Raw genomic sequence first — 16711 nt, 5'->3', positions numbered from 1 at the left:
CCATGCCTTACGCCTGCCTCGCTTGCGGCTTGAGCCGCACGTAAAGGGTTTTATCGACCCGCGCTACCAGTTCGCCGGCGCCGTCGCGGATGTCCACCTGCAGCCGCGGCAGGCACTTCTTGCCGGTGGCGGTCTGTTGGCGAATGTCGTCGAGCAGGGCGTCATCGAGGTGGAACTCGGCGTACACGGGGCCTTTGCCCGGCGAGATGAAATCGATGCTCGCCGCCTTGTCCCAGACGATGTACTCGCGCCCCAACTGCTCGATCAGCAGCAGCATGTAGAACGGGTCGACCATCGAGTAGAGGCTGCCGCCGAACTGGGTACCGACGTAGTTGCGGTTCCAGCGGGTAAGCTTCATGCGGACCTTGACGCTGCGCATGTCCGGGCTGATGTGCTGCACGCGGATACCGGCGCCCAGGTACGGCGGGTAAAGGTTCAGCAACCAGCGCAACATGCGGGCCCGGCGCGCCAGTCTGCGCGGATTGCTCATGCCTGGCCCCGCGGATCGGGGCGCGTACCCAGGCCCATGGCCTGGCGGGCAAACCAGCTTTTTGCCGGCGGCAGCAGGTCGAGCCCGAGCAGGCCAATGTTGCGCCCGGCAGCCAGCAACGGCTGGTTGCTGCCGAACAGGCGGGTGACCTGGTCGGAGAAGCCAATGGTCAGCGCCTGGTCCAGGCGCTGACGCTGGTGGTAGGCCCGCAGGGTGCCCAGGTCACCGGGGTGCTGCGGGCCCGCCAGCAGCGCGTGTGCAAGCACCTGGACGTCACGCAGCGACAGGTTGAAGCCCTGGCCGGCAATGGGGTGCAGGCTGTGCGCAGCGTTGCCCAGCACCACCAGGTGCGGGCGTACCTGCTCTTCGGCCTCGACCAGTGCCAGCGGGTACAGATGCCGTGCACCCACTTGGCGCAAGGCCCCAAGACGATAGCCGAAGGCGTCCTGCAGTTCGCGCAGGAAGCTGCGTTCATCAATTTCGGCCAAGCGCTGAGCGTCCATGCCCTGACGGGTCCAGACCAGCGCGCAGCGGTTTTCCGGCAGTGGCAGCAGGGCCATCGGGCCGGTTTCGGTGAACCGCTCGAACGCCTGGCCGCGGTGGGCTTCGCCAGGCGTGATGTTGGCGATCAGGGCGCTTTGCTCATAGGGCGTGCGGCGCACATGAATACCCAGCTGCTCACGCAGGCCAGAGCGGCCGCCATCGGCCAGCACGGCCAAGTCGCATTCCAGGCTGGTGTCGTCATCCAGCTGCAGGCGATAACCGCCTTCGATGGCGTGCATCGCCCTCACTTCGGCGGGGCAACGCCAACTCACCACCTCAGGGTCCAACCCCTGCCACAGGCACTGCCCGAGCCAGGCGTTTTCCACCACGAAACCCAGCGCTGGCACGCCTTCTTCGTGGGCATCGAGGCGCGTGGCACCGAACCGGCCACGGTCCGATACCTGAATCTGCAGGATAGGCTCGGCGCGCTGGCTGATGGCCCGCCACAGCCCCAATTGCTGGTAGATCTGTTGCGTGCCATACGACAACGCCGACGAGCGTGCATCGTAGCTGGGCTGGAAGCTATGGCCGGGTGCGAACGGCTCGATCAGCAGGATCTTCCAGCCTCGCGCCTTGGCCCCGGCCTGCAGGGCCAACGCCAGGCTCGCGCCGACCAGGCCGCCACCGATGATCGCCAAGTGGACCCGGTTCATGCCGCGTCCTTGCGCGCAGCCTGCATCAGCGCCTCGATCTCGGCGACTGTGCGGGGTACACCCGACGTCAGAATTTCACAGCCCTGCCTGGTCACTACCACGTCGTCCTCGATCCTTACGCCGATGCCGCGCCACTTCTTGGCCACCGCCTGGTTGTCGGCGGCGATGTAGATGCCCGGTTCGACGGTCAGCGCCATGCCGGGCTCCAGCACGCGCCACTGGCCGCCCACTTTGTATTCGCCCACATCATGCACATCCATGCCCAGCCAGTGCCCGGCGCGGTGCATGTAGAACGCGCGGTAGGCTTCGCTTTCGATCAGCCCCTGCACATCGCCCTTGAGCAGCCCCAGTTCCACCAGGCCCTCGGTGATGACCTGCACGGTCGCCTCGTGGGCGTGGTTCCAGTGCTTGCCGGGGGCGATTTCGGCGAAGGCTGCGGCCTGGGCCTTCAGCACCAGCTCGTAGATGGCCTTCTGCTCGGGCGAAAAACGCCCGCTGACCGGGAACGTACGGGTGATGTCGCTGGCATAGCAGTCGATTTCGCAGCCCGCGTCAATCAACACCAGGTCGCCGTCCTTGAGCGGGGCGTCATTCTGCTGATAGTGCAGGATGCAGCCATTGCGCCCGGCCGCGACGATCGAGCCGTAGGCCGGCATTTTCGCGCCGCCTTTGCGGAACTCGTAATCCAGCTCGGCTTCCAGGCTGTACTCATGCAGCCCGGCCCGGCAGGCCTGCATGGCACGCACGTGGGCACGGGCGGAAATGTCTGCGGCAACGCGCATCACCTTCACTTCTGCCGCCGATTTATACAGGCGCATGTCGTGCAGCAGATGATCCAGCGCAACGAACTCGTTCGGCGGCTGGGCACCCAGGCGCGCCTTGGAGCGGATCACGTTGATCCAGTCCATCAGCCGGCGATCGAATTCCGGGTTGCTGCCCATGGCGCTGTACACCCGCTCCCGGCCCTCGATCAGGCCCGGCAGGATCTCGTCGATGTCGGTGATCGGGAAGGCATCGTCGGCGCCAAAATCACGCACCGCACCTTCCTGGCCCGCGCGCAGCCCTTCCCACTGCTCGCGCTCAGGGTTGCGCTCGCGGCAGAACAGCACGTACTCGCCATGTTCACGGCCCGGGATCAGCGCAATCACCGCCTCGGGCTCGGGAAAGCCGCTGAGGTACTGGAAATCGCTGTCCTGGCGGTACACGTGCTCGACATCGCGGTTGCGAATGGCAACGGCGGCGGCGGGCAGGATGGCGATGCTGTTGGGGACCATCTGCGCCATCAGCGCCTTGCGCCGACGGGCATACTCGGCCTTGGGAATGTGGCTCATGGGCAGACTACCCCCGGTTGATCAGTGCAACGATGGCTTGGACGCAGGTGCGGCCGGCTTGGCCAGCTCGGAGAACAGCAGCAGCGGCGCGACGCGCAGGTATTCCATGACTTCCATGTAGTCGCTCTCGCCGTCTTCGGATTCTTCGAGGGCTTCTTGTACCTGGGAGATTGCCACCAGGTCCTGCAGCACGTCTTTGGCTTCGGTGGACAGGTCCTTGCCACCGGCGTTCAGGCCAAAGCCCGTGATGAAGCCTTGGCACCACTGGCCCAGCGCCTCAGCACGGTCAGCCAGCGCGGCATCATCGGTCGGCAGCAGCAGGACGATGGCCATGTCATCGCTGGTGAGCTCGCCCTTGACCATCTCTTGCAAGCCGATCAGGGCGTTGCGGACGGTGTCACCGGGTTCGTTTTCCAGCAGTTGGGCGGCGTCGGCCAGCCAGGCGTCGGCATCGAAGCCGGCACCGGCGCAGCTGCGCCCGACCAGCAAGCCGTGCAGCTCGGCAGGAGTGACAGGGTGGCCGTTGCTGGTAAGCAGCATGGCGAAGGCAATGTAGGGCGATTGGGTATTGGGCATGGGCAACTAGGCGCCAGACGGCGCAATGACTAGAATGGAGACCTTGTATCCTAGCACCGGCAGGCGCGCCAAGACCATCGGCACTGGCCGTCGCGGCCCGGGGAGAGGCATCATCGCCAGGTGACTCAACGACGGAGCGATTCGAGTGCAACCCACGCAAGAGAACGACCTGCAAGCGCTGATGAGCCGATTCGAGTTGCTGATCGAACGTGTCGAGCAACTAAAACGGCAAAATGCACTCCTAGTAGCTCAGGAAAAATCCTGGCGCGAAGAGCGCGCCCACCTCATCGAAAAGAACGAGATCGCAAGGCGCAAGGTCGAGTCGATGATTTTACGCCTCAAGGCTCTGGAGCAAGACTCATGAGTTCAAGCAATAGCGTCACCGTGCAGATCCTCGACAAGGAATACTCGATCATCTGCCCGCCGGAAGAGCGCAACAACCTGGTCAGCGCCGCGCGCTACCTGGACGGCAAGATGCGCGAGATCCGCAGCAGCGGCAAGGTGATCGGCGCCGACCGCATCGCGGTCATGGCTGCGTTGAACATTACCCACGAGATGCTGCACCGCCAGGAAGACCGTAGCGCTGCCCCGGTCGCTGGCACCAACCGCGAACAGGTGCGCGACCTGCTGGATCGGGTCGATAAGGCTTTGTCCGACGACACGGATACCAAAATCGGCTGAGATTGGTATACTGGCGCCACTCCCTGGGGGATGCGCCAGTCGGTTATGTCCCTGAGCCGATACGCACAACCACGGGGGTTGCACGCTGGGGCCGGTGTGCATGTCCGCTCGACGGAAAGCCTTAACGCCCCCTGCAATCTCCACCTTGAACTTTCGGGTTCAAGGGCTACACCGATAGCGGTCTTATCGGGGAGCCTTATTTTTTTGTCCGCCCTTGCTGCGGGCATACCCCTACCAGTCGCGACAACTGGGAACGCCTGTGCCATGACCGACACCGCGCCGCTCACCCGCCCCCAGCTTCGTCGCCTGCTCCGCAATGCCCGCCGCGCACTGACGCCTGCCCAGCAGCGCCAAGCCGCCCTTGGCCTATACCGCCAGCTGGCGCAAGACCCGCTATTCCGCCGCGCCCGGCACATTGCCCTGTACCTGCCCAACGACGGTGAAATCGACCCCTACCTGCTATTGCGCGAAGCCCAGCGACGCGGCAAACGTACTTACCTGCCGGTGCTGCACGCCTGGCCGCGCACACGCATGGTGTTTCAGCGTTTCGAACAGGGTGAAAAACTCAAGCGCAACCGCTTCCGTATTCCAGAGCCACTGACCGACCGCAAACGCCAACGCCCGATCTGGGCTCTGGACCTGATCCTGCTGCCGCTGGTGGGTTTCGATGAAGTGGGTGGCCGCTTGGGCATGGGCGGTGGTTTCTATGACCGCAGCCTGGCCTACCAGGCGCGCCGCAAGACCTGGAAGAAACCTTTGCTATTGGGGCTGGCGCATGAATGCCAGAAGGTCGAGCGGCTGGCACAGGCCAGTTGGGATGTACCATTGCAAGGCACGGTCTCGGACCGCGACTGGTACCTGGCGCCGAACTGAGCGGCGCCAGCGGAGGGCATCAACGTTGCGGCTGGCTGGCGTCGACCGGCATTTGATAGGCGGTGTCCAGCTTACGTTCCAGGAACCCTTGCGCATAACCAGTGGTGACCACACCCAGGCCAAAAATGAACACCAGGATCCACAGCAGATCCGGCTTTTTGCGTTGATTCATCGAAGATTGCCCCCCAGGCAAACTGTTTCGGCTTGGCGATTTTCTGAGTATCGCCAGAGCATCTCGCTTTAAACGGGGCGCATTTTCCGACAACCTGCGCCGACACGCAAACATTGGCGCCAACCGGCTGTCGGTTTCGTGCAACAGGTTATTTCAAACCTTTTCAGGAGCAGCATGCATGGCCTATTGGCTGATGAAATCCGAGCCCGACGAGCTCTCGATCGAAGCCCTTGGCCGGCTGGGCGAAGCGCGCTGGGACGGCGTGCGTAACTACCAGGCGCGCAACTTTTTGCGGGCCATGAGTGTGGGTGACGAGTTCTTCTTCTACCACTCCAGCTGCCCGCAACCGGGCATTGCTGGCATCGCCCGCATCATTGCGGCGGCCTACCCGGACCCGACCGCACTGGACCCAGAAAGCCACTATTACGACCCCAAGGCCACCCCCGAGAAGAACCCGTGGAGTGCGGTGGACGTGGCCCATGTGAAAACCCTACCCAAAGTGCTTGACCTTGGCAGGCTCAAACAACAGGCCGCGCTTGCCGAATTGCCGCTGGTGCAAAAAGGCAGCCGCCTGTCGGTGATGCCGGTTACCCCCGAACAATGGGCGGCCATTGTCGCGCTGAAGTGAAGGTGGGCTAGGATCAAGGGGTTTGACCGATATCAACACGCCATGGATAGCCGCACGCCACGATAGGCTGTGCACTGAGCAGGGATGCTGACTGATGAATCGATATGCCCCCAGGATCTTCGCCACCGCGCTGATCGTCTTACTGGCGACCGCTGCCGGGCTGGGTTACTGGAAGTCGCTGCATGACCAGCTGCCGGAAGGCCTGAGCATGGGCAACGGCCGTCTCGAGGCGACCGAAGTGCAAATTGCCACCAAGGTCCCCGGGCGTTTGGCTGAAGTGCGGGTCGACGAAGGCGACAAGGTGACCCGTGGTCAGCTGCTGGCGCGTATCGACACCCGCACAATGGAAGCCCAGCGCAACCAGGCCGAGGCCGAAGTGCTGCGCGCCCAGGAAAACTACGCGGCGGCCCAGGCCAGCGTGCAACTGCGCCAGAGTGAGCTGCTGCTCGCCGGGCAGGAGCTCAAGCGCGTGCGCGAGATTTTCAAGCGCAACTATGCCAGCCAACAACTGCTCGACCAGCAGCAGGCCCGCTTCGACACCGCGAACGCGGCGGTGGTTGCGGCGCGCGCCCAGCTGGCAGCCGTCAAAGCCGCCATCGGCGCGGCCCAGGCCCAGGTCGCCCAGCTGACCAGCGAGATCGACGACAGCAGCCTGCGCGCGCCCATCGACGGCATCATCCAGCTGCGTCTGGCCGAGCCGGGTGAGGTGTTGGGCGCTGGCGGTCGCGTGTTGATGCTGATCGACCCGAGCGACCAGTACATGAACCTCTACCTCCCAGCCTCCACCAGCGGCCGGCTGACCGTTGGCGATCAGGCACGCATCGTCCTCGATGCGCTGCCCGATCAGGCGTTGCCAGCGAAGGTAGCGTTTGTCGCAGCCAAGGCGCAGTTCACCCCGAAACAGGTCGAAACCCGCGATGAGCGGCAGAAACTGGTGTTTCGCGTAAAACTGCGCCTGAGCGACCCAAGCGCCGTGCCGCAAGCCAAGCCGGGCATGCCGGGTGCTGGCTATGTGCGCACGGCTGACGTGGACTGGCCGGCCAACCTGCAATGAACGCGCCGGCATTGCTGGCCGAGGGCATCAGCCACCGTTATGGCGACCTGATCGCCTTGCAGACGCTGGGTTTCAGCCTGCCCAGCGGCACCCGCTGTGCACTGATCGGGCCTGATGGGGCCGGCAAATCGACCCTGCTCGGGCTGATCGCCGGCGTAAAACGCCTGCAGCAGGGCGAGTTGCAGGTGCTGGGCGGCTCGATCCGCCAACGACGCCACCGAGCTGCGCTGTACCCCAAGGTCGCGTTCATGCCCCAAGGGCTGGGCAACAACCTGTACCCCGAGCTGTCGATCAGCGAGAACATTCGTTTTTTCGCCACGCTGTTTGGCCTGGGCCGGCACGAATGCGAACAGCGCATGGCCAACCTGCTGCAGGCCACCGACCTGCATCGCTTCGCCGAGCGCCCGGCCGGCAAGCTGTCGGGCGGCATGAAGCAGAAACTGGGCCTGTGCTGCGCGTTGATCCACGAACCTGACCTGCTGATCCTCGACGAACCCACGACCGGGGTCGACCCTCTGTCGCGGCGACGCTTCTGGGAACTGGTCGAGCAGGTACGCGAACAACGCCCGCAATTGACGCTGCTGGTGGCCACTGCCTACATGGAGGAAGCCGAGCAGTTCGAGCACTGCCTGATGCTCGATGGCGGCCGGCTGATTGCCGCGGGCCCCAGCCACGCATTGGCGGGCGTCACGCCCAGCGGCAAACTGGACGATGCCTTCACCCATTTCCAGGGGGCAGGGAGTACGCAACCTGCGCCGTTGACTATCCCGCCACGCTCGGCAAATGACGGCCTGGTCGCCATCGAAGCGCATGACCTGACCCTGCGCTTTGGTGACTTCACCGCGGTCAACAAGGTCAGCTTCGCCATTGGTCGTGGGGAAATTTTTGGTTTTCTCGGCTCCAACGGCTGCGGCAAGACCAGCACCATGAAAGTGCTTACGGGCCTGGTACCCGCCAGCGAGGGCAGTGCCAGCCTGCTGGGTCGCCCGGTGGACGCCAGCGACCTGGCCACGCGCAAGCGGGTTGGTTTCATGTCGCAGAGTTTCTCGCTGTATGGCGAGCTCAGCACCCGTCAGAACCTCACGCTGCATGCGCGCCTGTTCGACCTGCCCAAGGCCGACAGCGCGCAGCGCATCAGCGAACTGATCGAGCGCTTTGGCCTGCGCGACATCGCCGACCAACCGTCAGGCGCCCTGCCCCTCGGCCTGCGCCAGCGCCTGTCACTGGCCGTCGCGGTGCTGCACCGCCCTGAAGTGCTGATCCTCGACGAGCCGACTTCCGGCGTCGACCCTGCCGCCCGGGATGACTTCTGGCGACTGCTGGTGGAGTTGTCGCGCGAGCAAGGCGTGACCATTTTCCTCTCTACGCACTTCATGAACGAAGCCCAGCGCTGCGATCGCATTTCGTTCATGCACGCCGGGCGCGTGCTCGCCTGTGACACGCCTGATGCCCTGCAACGCCAGTACGCCGGCGAAACGCTGGAAGACGCCTTTGTGCGCTGCCTGGAGCAAGCCCAGGAGGCCGTACCCCAGGCCCCGCAAAACACTGTGCTGGAACAGCCGGCAGCGGCCACACCACCGTTGCGCCAAGGTTTCAGCCTGCGCCGCCTGCTGGCGGTGGCCAGCCGGGAGGGCAAGGAGCTGCTGCGCGACAAGGTGCGCCTGGCCTTCGCCCTGCTCGGCGCCGTGTTCATGATGGTGATCTTTGGCTATGGCATCTCGCTGGATGTAGAGAACCTCGCCTTCGCCGTTCATGACCAAGACCAAAGCCCGCAAAGCCGGGCCTACCTCGAAGCGTTTCGCGGATCACGGTATTTCGCCGAGCAGGCGCCGATTCGCGATACCCGTGAAATGCACCAACGCCTGCAACGTTCCGAAATCAAACTGGCGCTGGAGATCCCACCCGGCTTTGGCCGTGACCTTTACGCCGGTCGCCAACCGGTGGTGGCCGCCTGGCTCGACGGCGGCATGCCGTTCCGTGCGGAGACCAGCCGCAACTATGTTGAAGCGGTGCACCAGGCGAACCTCGAACAATTTGCCGCGGCCAGCCAGCAACCGGTGCAGCGCCAGGAGCCGGTGCGCCTGGAAACACGCTTCCGCTACAACCAGGACGTGGTCAGCGTGAATGCCATCGGGCCCGGCGTCATGGCGCTGATCCTGGCGTTCATCCCGGCCATGCTCACCGCCCTGGGCATCGTCCGGGAAAAAGAACTTGGCTCCATCACCAACTTCTACGCCACGCCCCTCACCCGCCTGGAGTTTCTGCTCGGCAAGCAGCTGCCCTACCTGGCCGTAAGCCTGGTCAACCTGGCGTTGCTGGTGGCGATGAACCGCTGGTTGTTTGCCGTACCGCTCAAGGGCAGCGTGCTGGCCCTGGCCTGCGGCGGCGCCGCCTACCTGCTGGCGACCACCAGCCTGGGCTTGTTGATCTCGGCCTTCACCCGCACCCAGATCGCGGCCATCCTGGGCACCATGATCATCACCAGCCTGCCGACCATCCAGTTCTCCGGTCTGATCGTGCCACGCTCGTCGCTCGATGGCGCCGCGGCAGTGATGGGCCAACTGTTCCCGGCGGGTTACTTCCTGGACATCGCGGTCGGCACCTTCACCAAAGCGCTGGGCCTGCGCGAGCTGTGGCCGCAGTGCCTGATCCTGCTGAGCTTCTTCGCCGTGTTCACCGGCCTGAGCCTGGCCATGCTGAAGAAGCAGGAGGCCTGACATGTCGCGCCTGAACCACACCCTGCGCCTGGGCCTGAAAGAGCTGACCAGCCTGCGCCACGACAGCGTGCTGCTGCTGTTTTTGCTGTATGCCTTCAGCGTGGCGATCTACATGCCGGCGGCGGGCTCGGTGATCGGCGTGCACAACGCCAGCGTTGCCGTGGTGGACGAAGACCATAGCCAGCTCTCGCGCAAGCTCACCGAATCACTGCAACCACCCGAGTTTCAACCTGCCGTGCCGCTGCCCCCGGACCGCCTGGACCAGGCCATGGACAGCGGCCAGTACACCTTCGTGATCAATGTGCCGGTGAACTTCCAGAGCGACCTGCTGGCCGGGCGCTCACCCGAGCTGCAGATCAACGTCGACGCCACGGCCATGAGCCAGGCGTTCATGGGCGCCGGCTACATCGGCCGGATTTTCGAGCGTGAGCTGCTCGACTATGCCCAGCGCACCACAACCCAGAGCCCCGTGCTGATCAACCCCAAGGCACTGTTCAACCCCAACCTGGAGGGTGGCTGGTTTCTGGCCGTGATCCAGATCATCAACAACATCACCATCCTGGCGATCATCCTCACCGGCACGGCGCTGTTGCGCGAGCGTGAACACGGCACACTCGACCACTTGCTGGTGCTGCCGTTGACCGCTTTGGAAATCATGCTGGCGAAAATCGCCAGCAACGCGCTGGTGGTGGTGCTGTGTACCTGGGTGTCGCTCATCGTGGTGGTCAAAGGCGCCCTGGGCGTGCCGCTGTCTGGCTCCATGGGGCTGTTCCTGGCTGTGACCGCGCTGTACCTGTTCGCCAGTACCGCCTTGGGCATCTTCCTCGCCACCCTGGCGCGCTCGACGCCTCAATTCGGCCTGCTGGCGATTCCGGTCATTATCCCGATGCTGTTGCTGTCTGGCGGCAGTACCCCGCTGGACAGCATGCCGCAGTGGCTGCAGTGGGTCATGCAGGGCTCGCCGTCGACGCATTTCGTCAGCCTCGGCACCGCGATCCTGTTCCGCGACGCTGGCGCGGCCGTGGTATGGCCAGACATCCTGGCCCTGGCCGTGATTGGCCTGGTGTTCTTCAGCGTGGCGCTGGCGCGCTTTCGGCGGACGCTGGCGTCCTGAGAGAGTGTCGCTGGGGAATATGAGAACGACACAAAGACAAAGGGCGCCTTCCGGCGCCCTACTCACAGACAGGTCGGCTTGTCATCGCCATCTACCTGCCCGGCTCTGTGATTGCTGGTTAACCAGGATCCGCAGAGTCTTACAAGCCCCTTACGGGAGCAGGATGGATTATCACGCATCAGGTGCTTTATTGACAACAGACTGCACTGTTGCTGGATGTGTGAAGCCCAGCGTGAAGCAAACGGCGGCCCTAACGGCGGCAAAATGCTCGGGCTGCATTGTAAAAGTCATATATTCCCGGCCACCTCCCTGCCGCGACTTGACGCGGCATCTGTCCAGCCTGGAGGTTGCAACCGTGTAGATCATGTCGCACTTGGCCCAGCATGTCAGATCAGGGCCAGGCAAATAACTCGGCAGGACAACGTGATGCCTGGCCAAGTGATCAGGAGCAGTGGTGCTCAACGGGATTATCGTCACCAACTGGCAATTTTGACTGTGCTTGCGAAGAACGACGACGGGCCGCACCTTGATCATTTCAGGTGTTTGAAATCCTGAAAAATCGCACATCAGTACAGTCGCCTCTTTCGGTTGGTACTTCAAAGGCATTGCCAATACTCTCGAGCAACTGAAGACGAGGCACAATTTAACGCGGCCATCGCATCAGAAACTGTAAATTGGCGGACGTACAAGGAAGACAGAAAGGTCCTACGACTAGGGTGTCTGAGCTCGTTTCAGACACAAATGACAAGGCCCTGCTGGAGACCTGCGCCCTACTAGAAGCCGCTGTCGCCGGCTTGCCGGCGATGGGCCCCAAGGGTTTCAGGTCACTGCACAATCAGGTTGTTGAACAGCAGGTCTTCGACAATTGGCTTGCCCTCTTCCGCTTCCATCACCTGCTGCACCTGCTTCAAGGCTTCCTGGCGCAGTTGCTCCTTGGCGTCGACGTTGCTCATCTTGTCCACGGTCTGCTGGGTGAACAGCGCCACCAGCTGGTTACGGATCAGCGGCTCGTGGTGTTTCACGGCCTTGGCGGCTTCATCACCGGTCACGCGCAGGGCTACGTCGGCCTTGTAGACACGCAGCTTGGGGCTGCCGTCGAGGGCATAGTTACCGACAAAGGGTGGGCTCAGGGTGATGTAGGCGACCTTGGGCGCCCCTTCCTTGGCTTCTTCGGCCACGGCCGCAACTGGCAGCATCAGGGCCAGCACCATCAAGATCCACGCTTTCACGAATTCGCTCCTCAATACAATTGGCGCCAGCTTACCCAGCACACCGCTCAAACCCAAGCCCTGGCTTATGCCGGCTCATCAGGGTAGGCCATGCTCGTTGACCCGGCAGGTGGCCCTCCTACACTTATCGGCCACTACCCGCAAAGGAATAGCCCCGATGAAAGCTGTGTTGTGCAAAACCTTGGGCCCGGCGCGCGACCTGGTACTGGAAGACGTCGCCAGCCCCGTGCCGAAAAAGAACGAGATCCTGCTGGATGTGCAGGCTGCGGGCGTCAACTTCCCCGACACCTTGATCATCGAAGGTAAATACCAGTTCCAGCCACCGCTGCCGTTTTCCCCAGGTGGCGAGGCGGCCGGTGTGGTGGCTGCGGTCGGCGAAAAGGCCGGTGCGTTCAAGGTGGGCGATCGGGTCATGGCCCTCACGGGGTGGGGTGCGTTCGCCGAACAGGTGGCGGTGCCCTTCTACAACGTGATGCCGATCCCCGAGCACATGGACTTCACCACCGCCGCCGCCTTCGGCATGACCTATGGCACCTCGATGCATGCACTCAAGCAGCGCGGCCACCTGCAGCCGGGTGAAACCCTGCTGGTGCTGGGGGCCTCAGGGGGTGTGGGCCTGGCGGCCGTGGAAATAGGCAAGGCCATGGGCGCCCGGGTGATCGCTGCAGCCAGCAGCGCCGAAAAACTGGCCGTGGCCAAGGCTGCCGGCGCCGATGAGCTGATCGACTACAGCCAGGCCAGCCTCAAGGACGAGATCAAGCGCCTGACCGGCGGCCAGGGCGTGGACGTGATCTACGACCCGGTGGGTGGCGAGCTGTTCGACCAGGCGGTAAGGGGCCTGGCCTGGAATGGCCGGCTGCTTGTGGTGGGGTTTGCCAGCGGGGCGATCCCACAGCTGGCGGCGAACCTGGTGCTGCTCAAGGGCGCAGCGGTCGTGGGGGTGTTTTGGGGGGCGTTTGCCCAGCGTCAGCCGGAGCAGAATGCAGCTAACTTCCGTCAGCTGTTTGCCTGGCAGGGTGAAGGCAAGCTGAAGCCGCTGGTGTCGGAGACTTATCCACTGGCTGAGGCTGGGGCTGCCATTGAGAAGCTGGGGCAGCGGCAGGCTGTGGGTAAGTTGGTGGTGCTGACTAGCTAGCGTCTGGCTGCTTGGTTGCCTGCTCGGGCCTCTTCGCGGGGCAAGCCCGCTCCCACAGATTATCCACTGCCCTTAAGTCGGCTCGGGTGCCTGTGGGAGCGGGCTTGCCCCGCGAAGAGGCCGGTACTGCCAGTCAATAAATCAGACTTCCCGCAGGTTATGGCAGCGCCTGAACCGCGCCTCCAGGTTGCGATCCGGCATTTGGTGGCTGCGCAACGCATTCAACGTCTGCTCCACATACTCGCGCGTGGTGCCATATCGCCCCTTGGCACTGGCAAGGATCTGGCTGAGCAGTGTGTCGGGCAAATTCCCCGCATAGCACGGCAAATGGCGCTCCAGCACAAAACCCAAGGCCTGCACCTTGCTGCCATCACCCAACCGGCAGCTGAGCCAATGCGGGCGGTAGGCCGGGTACGGCATCTCGCGTTGCCACAGGGCCATCAGCGAATCATCCAGGTTGCTTTCATCCAGCCGATAGGCAAAACCACTGCATGACCCACCACGGTCCAGGCCGAACACCAGGCCGGGCGTTTCCGGTGTGCCACGGTGCTCGTGCGACCACAGGTACAGCCCACGGTGATAACCGTGCACCCGTGCGCGCTGCCGCTCTACCGAACTGCACTCCGGTCGCCAGATCAATGAACCATAGGCGAACAACCACACAGGCCCGCCTTCATGGCGTGACATGGTCAGTTGCATGGAGTTGATCAATTGCTCGTGGGTCAGTTGCTGGCCGAAGTCGAGCGCCGGAGGGTAAGCACTTGTCCAGGACAAACTTTCAATTGCCGACATACGCTGCCGCCATTATTCCCTGTGAACTACAGATGAAGCGAGAATCGCTGTGTGCCGGGGTTTGCGCCCCGCACCTAAGGTGTCTGCATTAACCTTAGGATAGAAACGCGCCAACACTCAAGCCTGAAAGCTAAAGTTTCACGCGAACTTCCGACGATTGGAGAGCATTGTTTCGAGCGCAGGGAAGTTATTAGCCAAGGCGGTAACAATTACCGCCTTATACCCACTCGGTTGAACTTGAGTTATTAGCCGCGCGGCGCGTAGGCAAATACATCGGCGCGCATGCGGTGTGCATCCATACCGGCCTCGACCAGGGCATCGAGGGTGGCATAGACCATGTTTGGCGAGCCGCTGGCGTAGACGTGCACGCCGTTGAGGTCGTGGATGTCTTCGCAAACGGCCTCGTGCAGCATGCCGCAACGGCCTTCCCACCCACACAGGTCACTGACGACCTTGTGCAGGAACAGGTTGGGCAGGCGCAACCATTCGTCCCAATGCTCGATCTGGTAAAAGTCCTCAGGCCGACGCACACCCCAGTAAAGGTGTACCGGATGCTTGAAGCCCTGGGCGCGGCAATGCTCGACCAGGCTGTGCATCTGGCCCATTCCCGTACCGGCGGCGATCAGCACCAGCGGCCCGTCTGGCAACTCGGCCAGGTGCGCATCACCGAAAGGCATTTCGATGCGCGCCAGGCGATCACGCTGCAGTTGCTCGATCAGCTGCAGCGCGCTGGGCTCACGCGCCAGCACGTGCAGTTCCAGCTCACGCCCACCATGGGGCGCAGAGGCCAGGGAGAACGCCGCCTGCTTGCCGCCCTCGCGCTCGATCATCAGGTACTGACCGGCGTGATAACGCGGCGGCTTGCCGGCAGGCGCACGCAGGCGCACGCGCCAAACGTCGCCACCGACCTCGACGCATTCGCTCACGCTACACGCCAGCTTGCGCACTGGCAGCTCGCCCAGGGCGAGCACACCGTCCCAGAGCAACACGCAATCCTCCAGCGGTTCGGCAATACAGGTGAACAGCTCGCCATGGTCGCGTACTTCGCCGTTCTGGCGGACGCTCCCTTCCACCAGCAAGGCGGCGCAAACATGGCAATTGCCATTGCGGCAGCTGTTCGGGCAGTCATAGCCGAGCCGCCGCGCTCCATCCAGGATCCGTTCCCCGGGTTCAAGCGCCAGCACTGCCCCGGACGGCTGCAACGTTACCTGCATCAATCTATTCCCAACTGATCCCACAGCTCATCGATACGGCGGGTGACGGCCTCGTCCTTGACGATGACCCGTCCCCATTCGCGTGTAGTCTCGCCCGGCCACTTGTGGGTGGCGTCCAGGCCCATCTTCGACCCCAACCCGGACACCGGCGACGCGAAGTCCAGGTAGTCGATCGGGGTGTTGTCGATCATCACCGTATCACGCTTGGGGTCCATGCGCGTGGTGATGGCCCAGATCACATCGTTCCAGTCGCGGGCGTTGATGTCATCGTCGGTGACGATAACAAACTTGGTGTACATGAACTGTCGCAGGAACGACCACACACCCAGCATCACGCGCTTGGCGTGGCCTGGGTATTGTTTTTTCATGGTCACCACCGCCATGCGGTACGAGCAACCTTCCGGTGGCAGGTAGAAGTCGACGATCTCCGGGAACTGCTTTTGCAGGATCGGCACGAACACTTCGTTCAGCGCCACGCCGAGAATCGCCGGCTCATCCGGCGGACGGCCCGTGTAGGTGCTGTGGTAGATCGGTTTTAGCCGGTGAGTGATGCGCTCGACCGTGAACACCGGGAAGCTGTCCACTTCGTTGTAATAGCCGGTGTGGTCACCGTAGGGGCCTTCCGGCGCCATTTCGCCCGGGTGAATCACGCCTTCGAGAATGATCTCGGCGGTGGCCGGCACCTGCAGGTTGCTGCCACGGCACTTGACCAGCTCGGTGCGGTTGCCACGCAGCAGGCCCGCGAAGGCGTATTCGGACAGGGTATCCGGCACCGGCGTCACGGCGCCCAGGATGGTTGCAGGGTCTGCGCCCAGCGCCACGGCCACTGGGAACGGCTGGCCGGGGTGCTTCTCGCACCACTCGCGGTAATCCAGCGCGCCGCCACGGTGGCTCAGCCAGCGCATGATGACCTTGTTGCGGCCGATGACCTGCTGGCGGTAGATGCCCAGGTTCTGGCGGTCCTTGTTCGGGCCGCGGGTAACGGTCAGGCCCCAGGTGATCAGCGGGGCCACATCGCCTGGCCAGCAGTGCTGGATCGGCAACTGGCCAAGGTCGACATCGTCACCTTCGACCACGACTTCCTGGCACACCGCGTCCTTGACCACCTTCGGCGCCATCGACACGACCTTCTTGAAGATCGGCAGCTTCGACCAGGCATCCTTCAGGCCTTTCGGCGGCTCTGGTTCTTTGAGGAAGGCCAGCAGCTTGCCGATTTCGCGCAGTTCTTCGACCGACTCAGCGCCCATGCCCATGGCCACCCGCTCGGGCGTGCCGAACAGGTTGCCCAGTACCGGGATGTCGTACCCGGTAGGCTTCTCGAACAGCAACGCCGGGCCTTTGGCACGCAGGGTGCGGTCGCAGACCTCGGTCATTTCCAGGACGGGAGAGATCGGAACCTGGATGCGCTTGAGTTCACCGCGCTGTTCCAGGCCACGGATGAAGTCGCGCAAGTCGCGATACTGCATGCAGGAGCCTCGTGTTGGCCGTATCGGTCGGGGTGCAGAGTGT

At 63.3% G+C, this 16711-nt stretch carries 18 protein-coding genes and 1 other RNA gene; 9 read left to right on the top strand and 10 right to left on the bottom strand.

Translation table 11 applies throughout. The features are described 5' to 3' along the window. Window positions 1-7 precede the first annotated feature (7 nt). Genes D886_RS0101660 through D886_RS0101645 form a run of 4 tightly spaced genes read right to left on the bottom strand, consistent with a single transcriptional unit; the run spans window position 8 to window position 3593 of the window. Window positions 8-490, bottom strand: a complete 483-nt coding sequence (locus tag D886_RS0101660; protein ID WP_027592237.1) for a DUF4442 domain-containing protein — start codon at window positions 488-490, stop codon at window positions 8-10. Further along, window positions 487-1686, bottom strand: coding sequence for a 2-octaprenyl-6-methoxyphenyl hydroxylase (gene ubiH / locus D886_RS0101655; RefSeq protein ID WP_027592236.1), 1200 nt, complete (start codon window positions 1684-1686; stop codon window positions 487-489). Before ubiH ends, D886_RS0101660 begins: the two co-directional genes overlap by 4 nt. Beyond that, window positions 1683-3017 carry a Xaa-Pro aminopeptidase gene (pepP, locus tag D886_RS0101650; RefSeq protein ID WP_027592235.1) on the bottom strand — a complete coding sequence of 445 codons (1335 nt, stop codon included), beginning with the start codon at window positions 3015-3017 and terminating at the stop codon, window positions 1683-1685. The genes ubiH and pepP overlap by 4 nt, the downstream gene beginning before the upstream one ends. Before the next feature lie 21 nt (window positions 3018-3038). Beyond that, entirely contained in the window at window positions 3039-3593 is a 555-nt protein-coding gene (locus D886_RS0101645; protein WP_027592234.1) for a YecA family protein, read from the bottom strand. Between the two features lie 181 nt (window positions 3594-3774). On the opposite strand from D886_RS0101645, the gene D886_RS0101640 reads away from it, so the two are divergent. From D886_RS0101640 to D886_RS0101630, 4 genes are all read left to right on the top strand, one after another. Further along, window positions 3775-3957: a TIGR02449 family protein gene (locus D886_RS0101640; protein ID WP_033693939.1), complete on the top strand. Its 183-nt coding sequence runs from the start codon at window positions 3775-3777 to the stop codon at window positions 3955-3957. After that, the gene (locus D886_RS0101635; RefSeq protein ID WP_027592233.1) at window positions 3954-4274 is read left to right on the top strand and encodes a cell division protein ZapA; all 321 of its coding nucleotides are present in this window, start codon (window positions 3954-3956) and stop codon (window positions 4272-4274) included. Before D886_RS0101640 ends, D886_RS0101635 begins: the two co-directional genes overlap by 4 nt. A gap of 17 nt (window positions 4275-4291) precedes the next feature. After that, window positions 4292-4471: non-coding RNA, 6S RNA (gene ssrS, locus D886_RS27550), on the top strand. A gap of 67 nt (window positions 4472-4538) precedes the next feature. After that, a complete protein-coding gene (locus D886_RS0101630; protein WP_027592232.1) occupies window positions 4539-5147 on the top strand; it encodes a 5-formyltetrahydrofolate cyclo-ligase in 609 nt (202 codons plus the stop codon). 19 nt (window positions 5148-5166) lie between these two features. Here the strand turns inward: D886_RS0101630 and D886_RS28310 are convergent, their stop codons facing one another. Beyond that, window positions 5167-5319, bottom strand: coding sequence for a hypothetical protein (locus D886_RS28310; protein WP_172960392.1), 153 nt, complete (start codon window positions 5317-5319; stop codon window positions 5167-5169). A gap of 178 nt (window positions 5320-5497) precedes the next feature. Between D886_RS28310 and D886_RS0101620 the strand changes: the two genes are divergently transcribed. The 4 genes from D886_RS0101620 to D886_RS0101605 all read left to right on the top strand — a co-directional run bounded on the left by D886_RS0101620 (window position 5498) and on the right by D886_RS0101605 (window position 10832). Further along, window positions 5498-5947, top strand: coding sequence for an EVE domain-containing protein (locus D886_RS0101620; protein ID WP_027592231.1), 450 nt, complete (start codon window positions 5498-5500; stop codon window positions 5945-5947). Between the two features lie 94 nt (window positions 5948-6041). After that, window positions 6042-7001 (top strand): HlyD family secretion protein, encoded by a 960-nt coding sequence (locus D886_RS0101615; protein WP_027592230.1) that lies wholly within the window; start codon window positions 6042-6044, stop codon window positions 6999-7001. Then, on the top strand, window positions 6998-9718 hold the full coding sequence (gene rbbA / locus D886_RS0101610) for a ribosome-associated ATPase/putative transporter RbbA (protein WP_027592229.1): 2721 nt from the start codon (window positions 6998-7000) through the stop codon (window positions 9716-9718). The genes D886_RS0101615 and rbbA overlap by 4 nt, the downstream gene beginning before the upstream one ends. Window position 9719: 1 nt before the next feature. Beyond that, complete coding sequence (locus tag D886_RS0101605; RefSeq protein ID WP_027592228.1) at window positions 9720-10832, top strand: ABC transporter permease; 1113 nt, start codon at window positions 9720-9722, stop codon at window positions 10830-10832. A 171-nt stretch (window positions 10833-11003) separates the two neighbouring features. Here the strand turns inward: D886_RS0101605 and D886_RS0101600 are convergent, their stop codons facing one another. Together D886_RS0101600 and D886_RS0101595 are read right to left on the bottom strand one after the other, a co-directional pair. Continuing rightward, window positions 11004-11438: a type II toxin-antitoxin system PemK/MazF family toxin gene (locus D886_RS0101600; protein WP_027592227.1), complete on the bottom strand. Its 435-nt coding sequence runs from the start codon at window positions 11436-11438 to the stop codon at window positions 11004-11006. Window positions 11439-11656: 218 nt separating this feature from the next. Beyond that, window positions 11657-12061 (bottom strand): flagellar basal body-associated protein FliL, encoded by a 405-nt coding sequence (locus tag D886_RS0101595; RefSeq protein ID WP_027592226.1) that lies wholly within the window; start codon window positions 12059-12061, stop codon window positions 11657-11659. A 157-nt stretch (window positions 12062-12218) separates the two neighbouring features. Here D886_RS0101595 and D886_RS0101590 point away from each other — a divergent pair, with 157 nt between their 5' ends. Next, window positions 12219-13196, top strand: a complete 978-nt coding sequence (locus D886_RS0101590) for an NADPH:quinone oxidoreductase family protein (RefSeq protein WP_027592225.1) — start codon at window positions 12219-12221, stop codon at window positions 13194-13196. A 141-nt stretch (window positions 13197-13337) separates the two neighbouring features. Here D886_RS0101590 and D886_RS0101585 read toward each other — a convergent pair whose 3' ends face one another. The 3 genes from D886_RS0101585 to ubiD all read right to left on the bottom strand — a co-directional run bounded on the left by D886_RS0101585 (window position 13338) and on the right by ubiD (window position 16668). Next, the gene (locus D886_RS0101585; protein ID WP_027592224.1) at window positions 13338-13988 is read right to left on the bottom strand and encodes a gamma-glutamylcyclotransferase; all 651 of its coding nucleotides are present in this window, start codon (window positions 13986-13988) and stop codon (window positions 13338-13340) included. Window positions 13989-14233: 245 nt separating this feature from the next. Further along, window positions 14234-15202: a CDP-6-deoxy-delta-3,4-glucoseen reductase gene (locus D886_RS0101580; protein WP_027592223.1), complete on the bottom strand. Its 969-nt coding sequence runs from the start codon at window positions 15200-15202 to the stop codon at window positions 14234-14236. Continuing rightward, the gene (ubiD, locus tag D886_RS0101575; RefSeq protein ID WP_027592222.1) at window positions 15202-16668 is read right to left on the bottom strand and encodes a 4-hydroxy-3-polyprenylbenzoate decarboxylase; all 1467 of its coding nucleotides are present in this window, start codon (window positions 16666-16668) and stop codon (window positions 15202-15204) included. Before ubiD ends, D886_RS0101580 begins: the two co-directional genes overlap by 1 nt. Window positions 16669-16711: the final 43 nt, after the last annotated feature.

Origin of the sequence: Pseudomonas sp. LAIL14HWK12:I7, from assembly GCF_000483465.1 — a bacterium.
Lineage (GTDB): Bacteria > Pseudomonadota > Gammaproteobacteria > Pseudomonadales > Pseudomonadaceae > Aquipseudomonas > Aquipseudomonas kermanshahensis.
The sequence above is the reverse complement of the archived record's forward strand: the minus strand, read 5'-3'. Positions and strand labels throughout refer to the sequence as shown.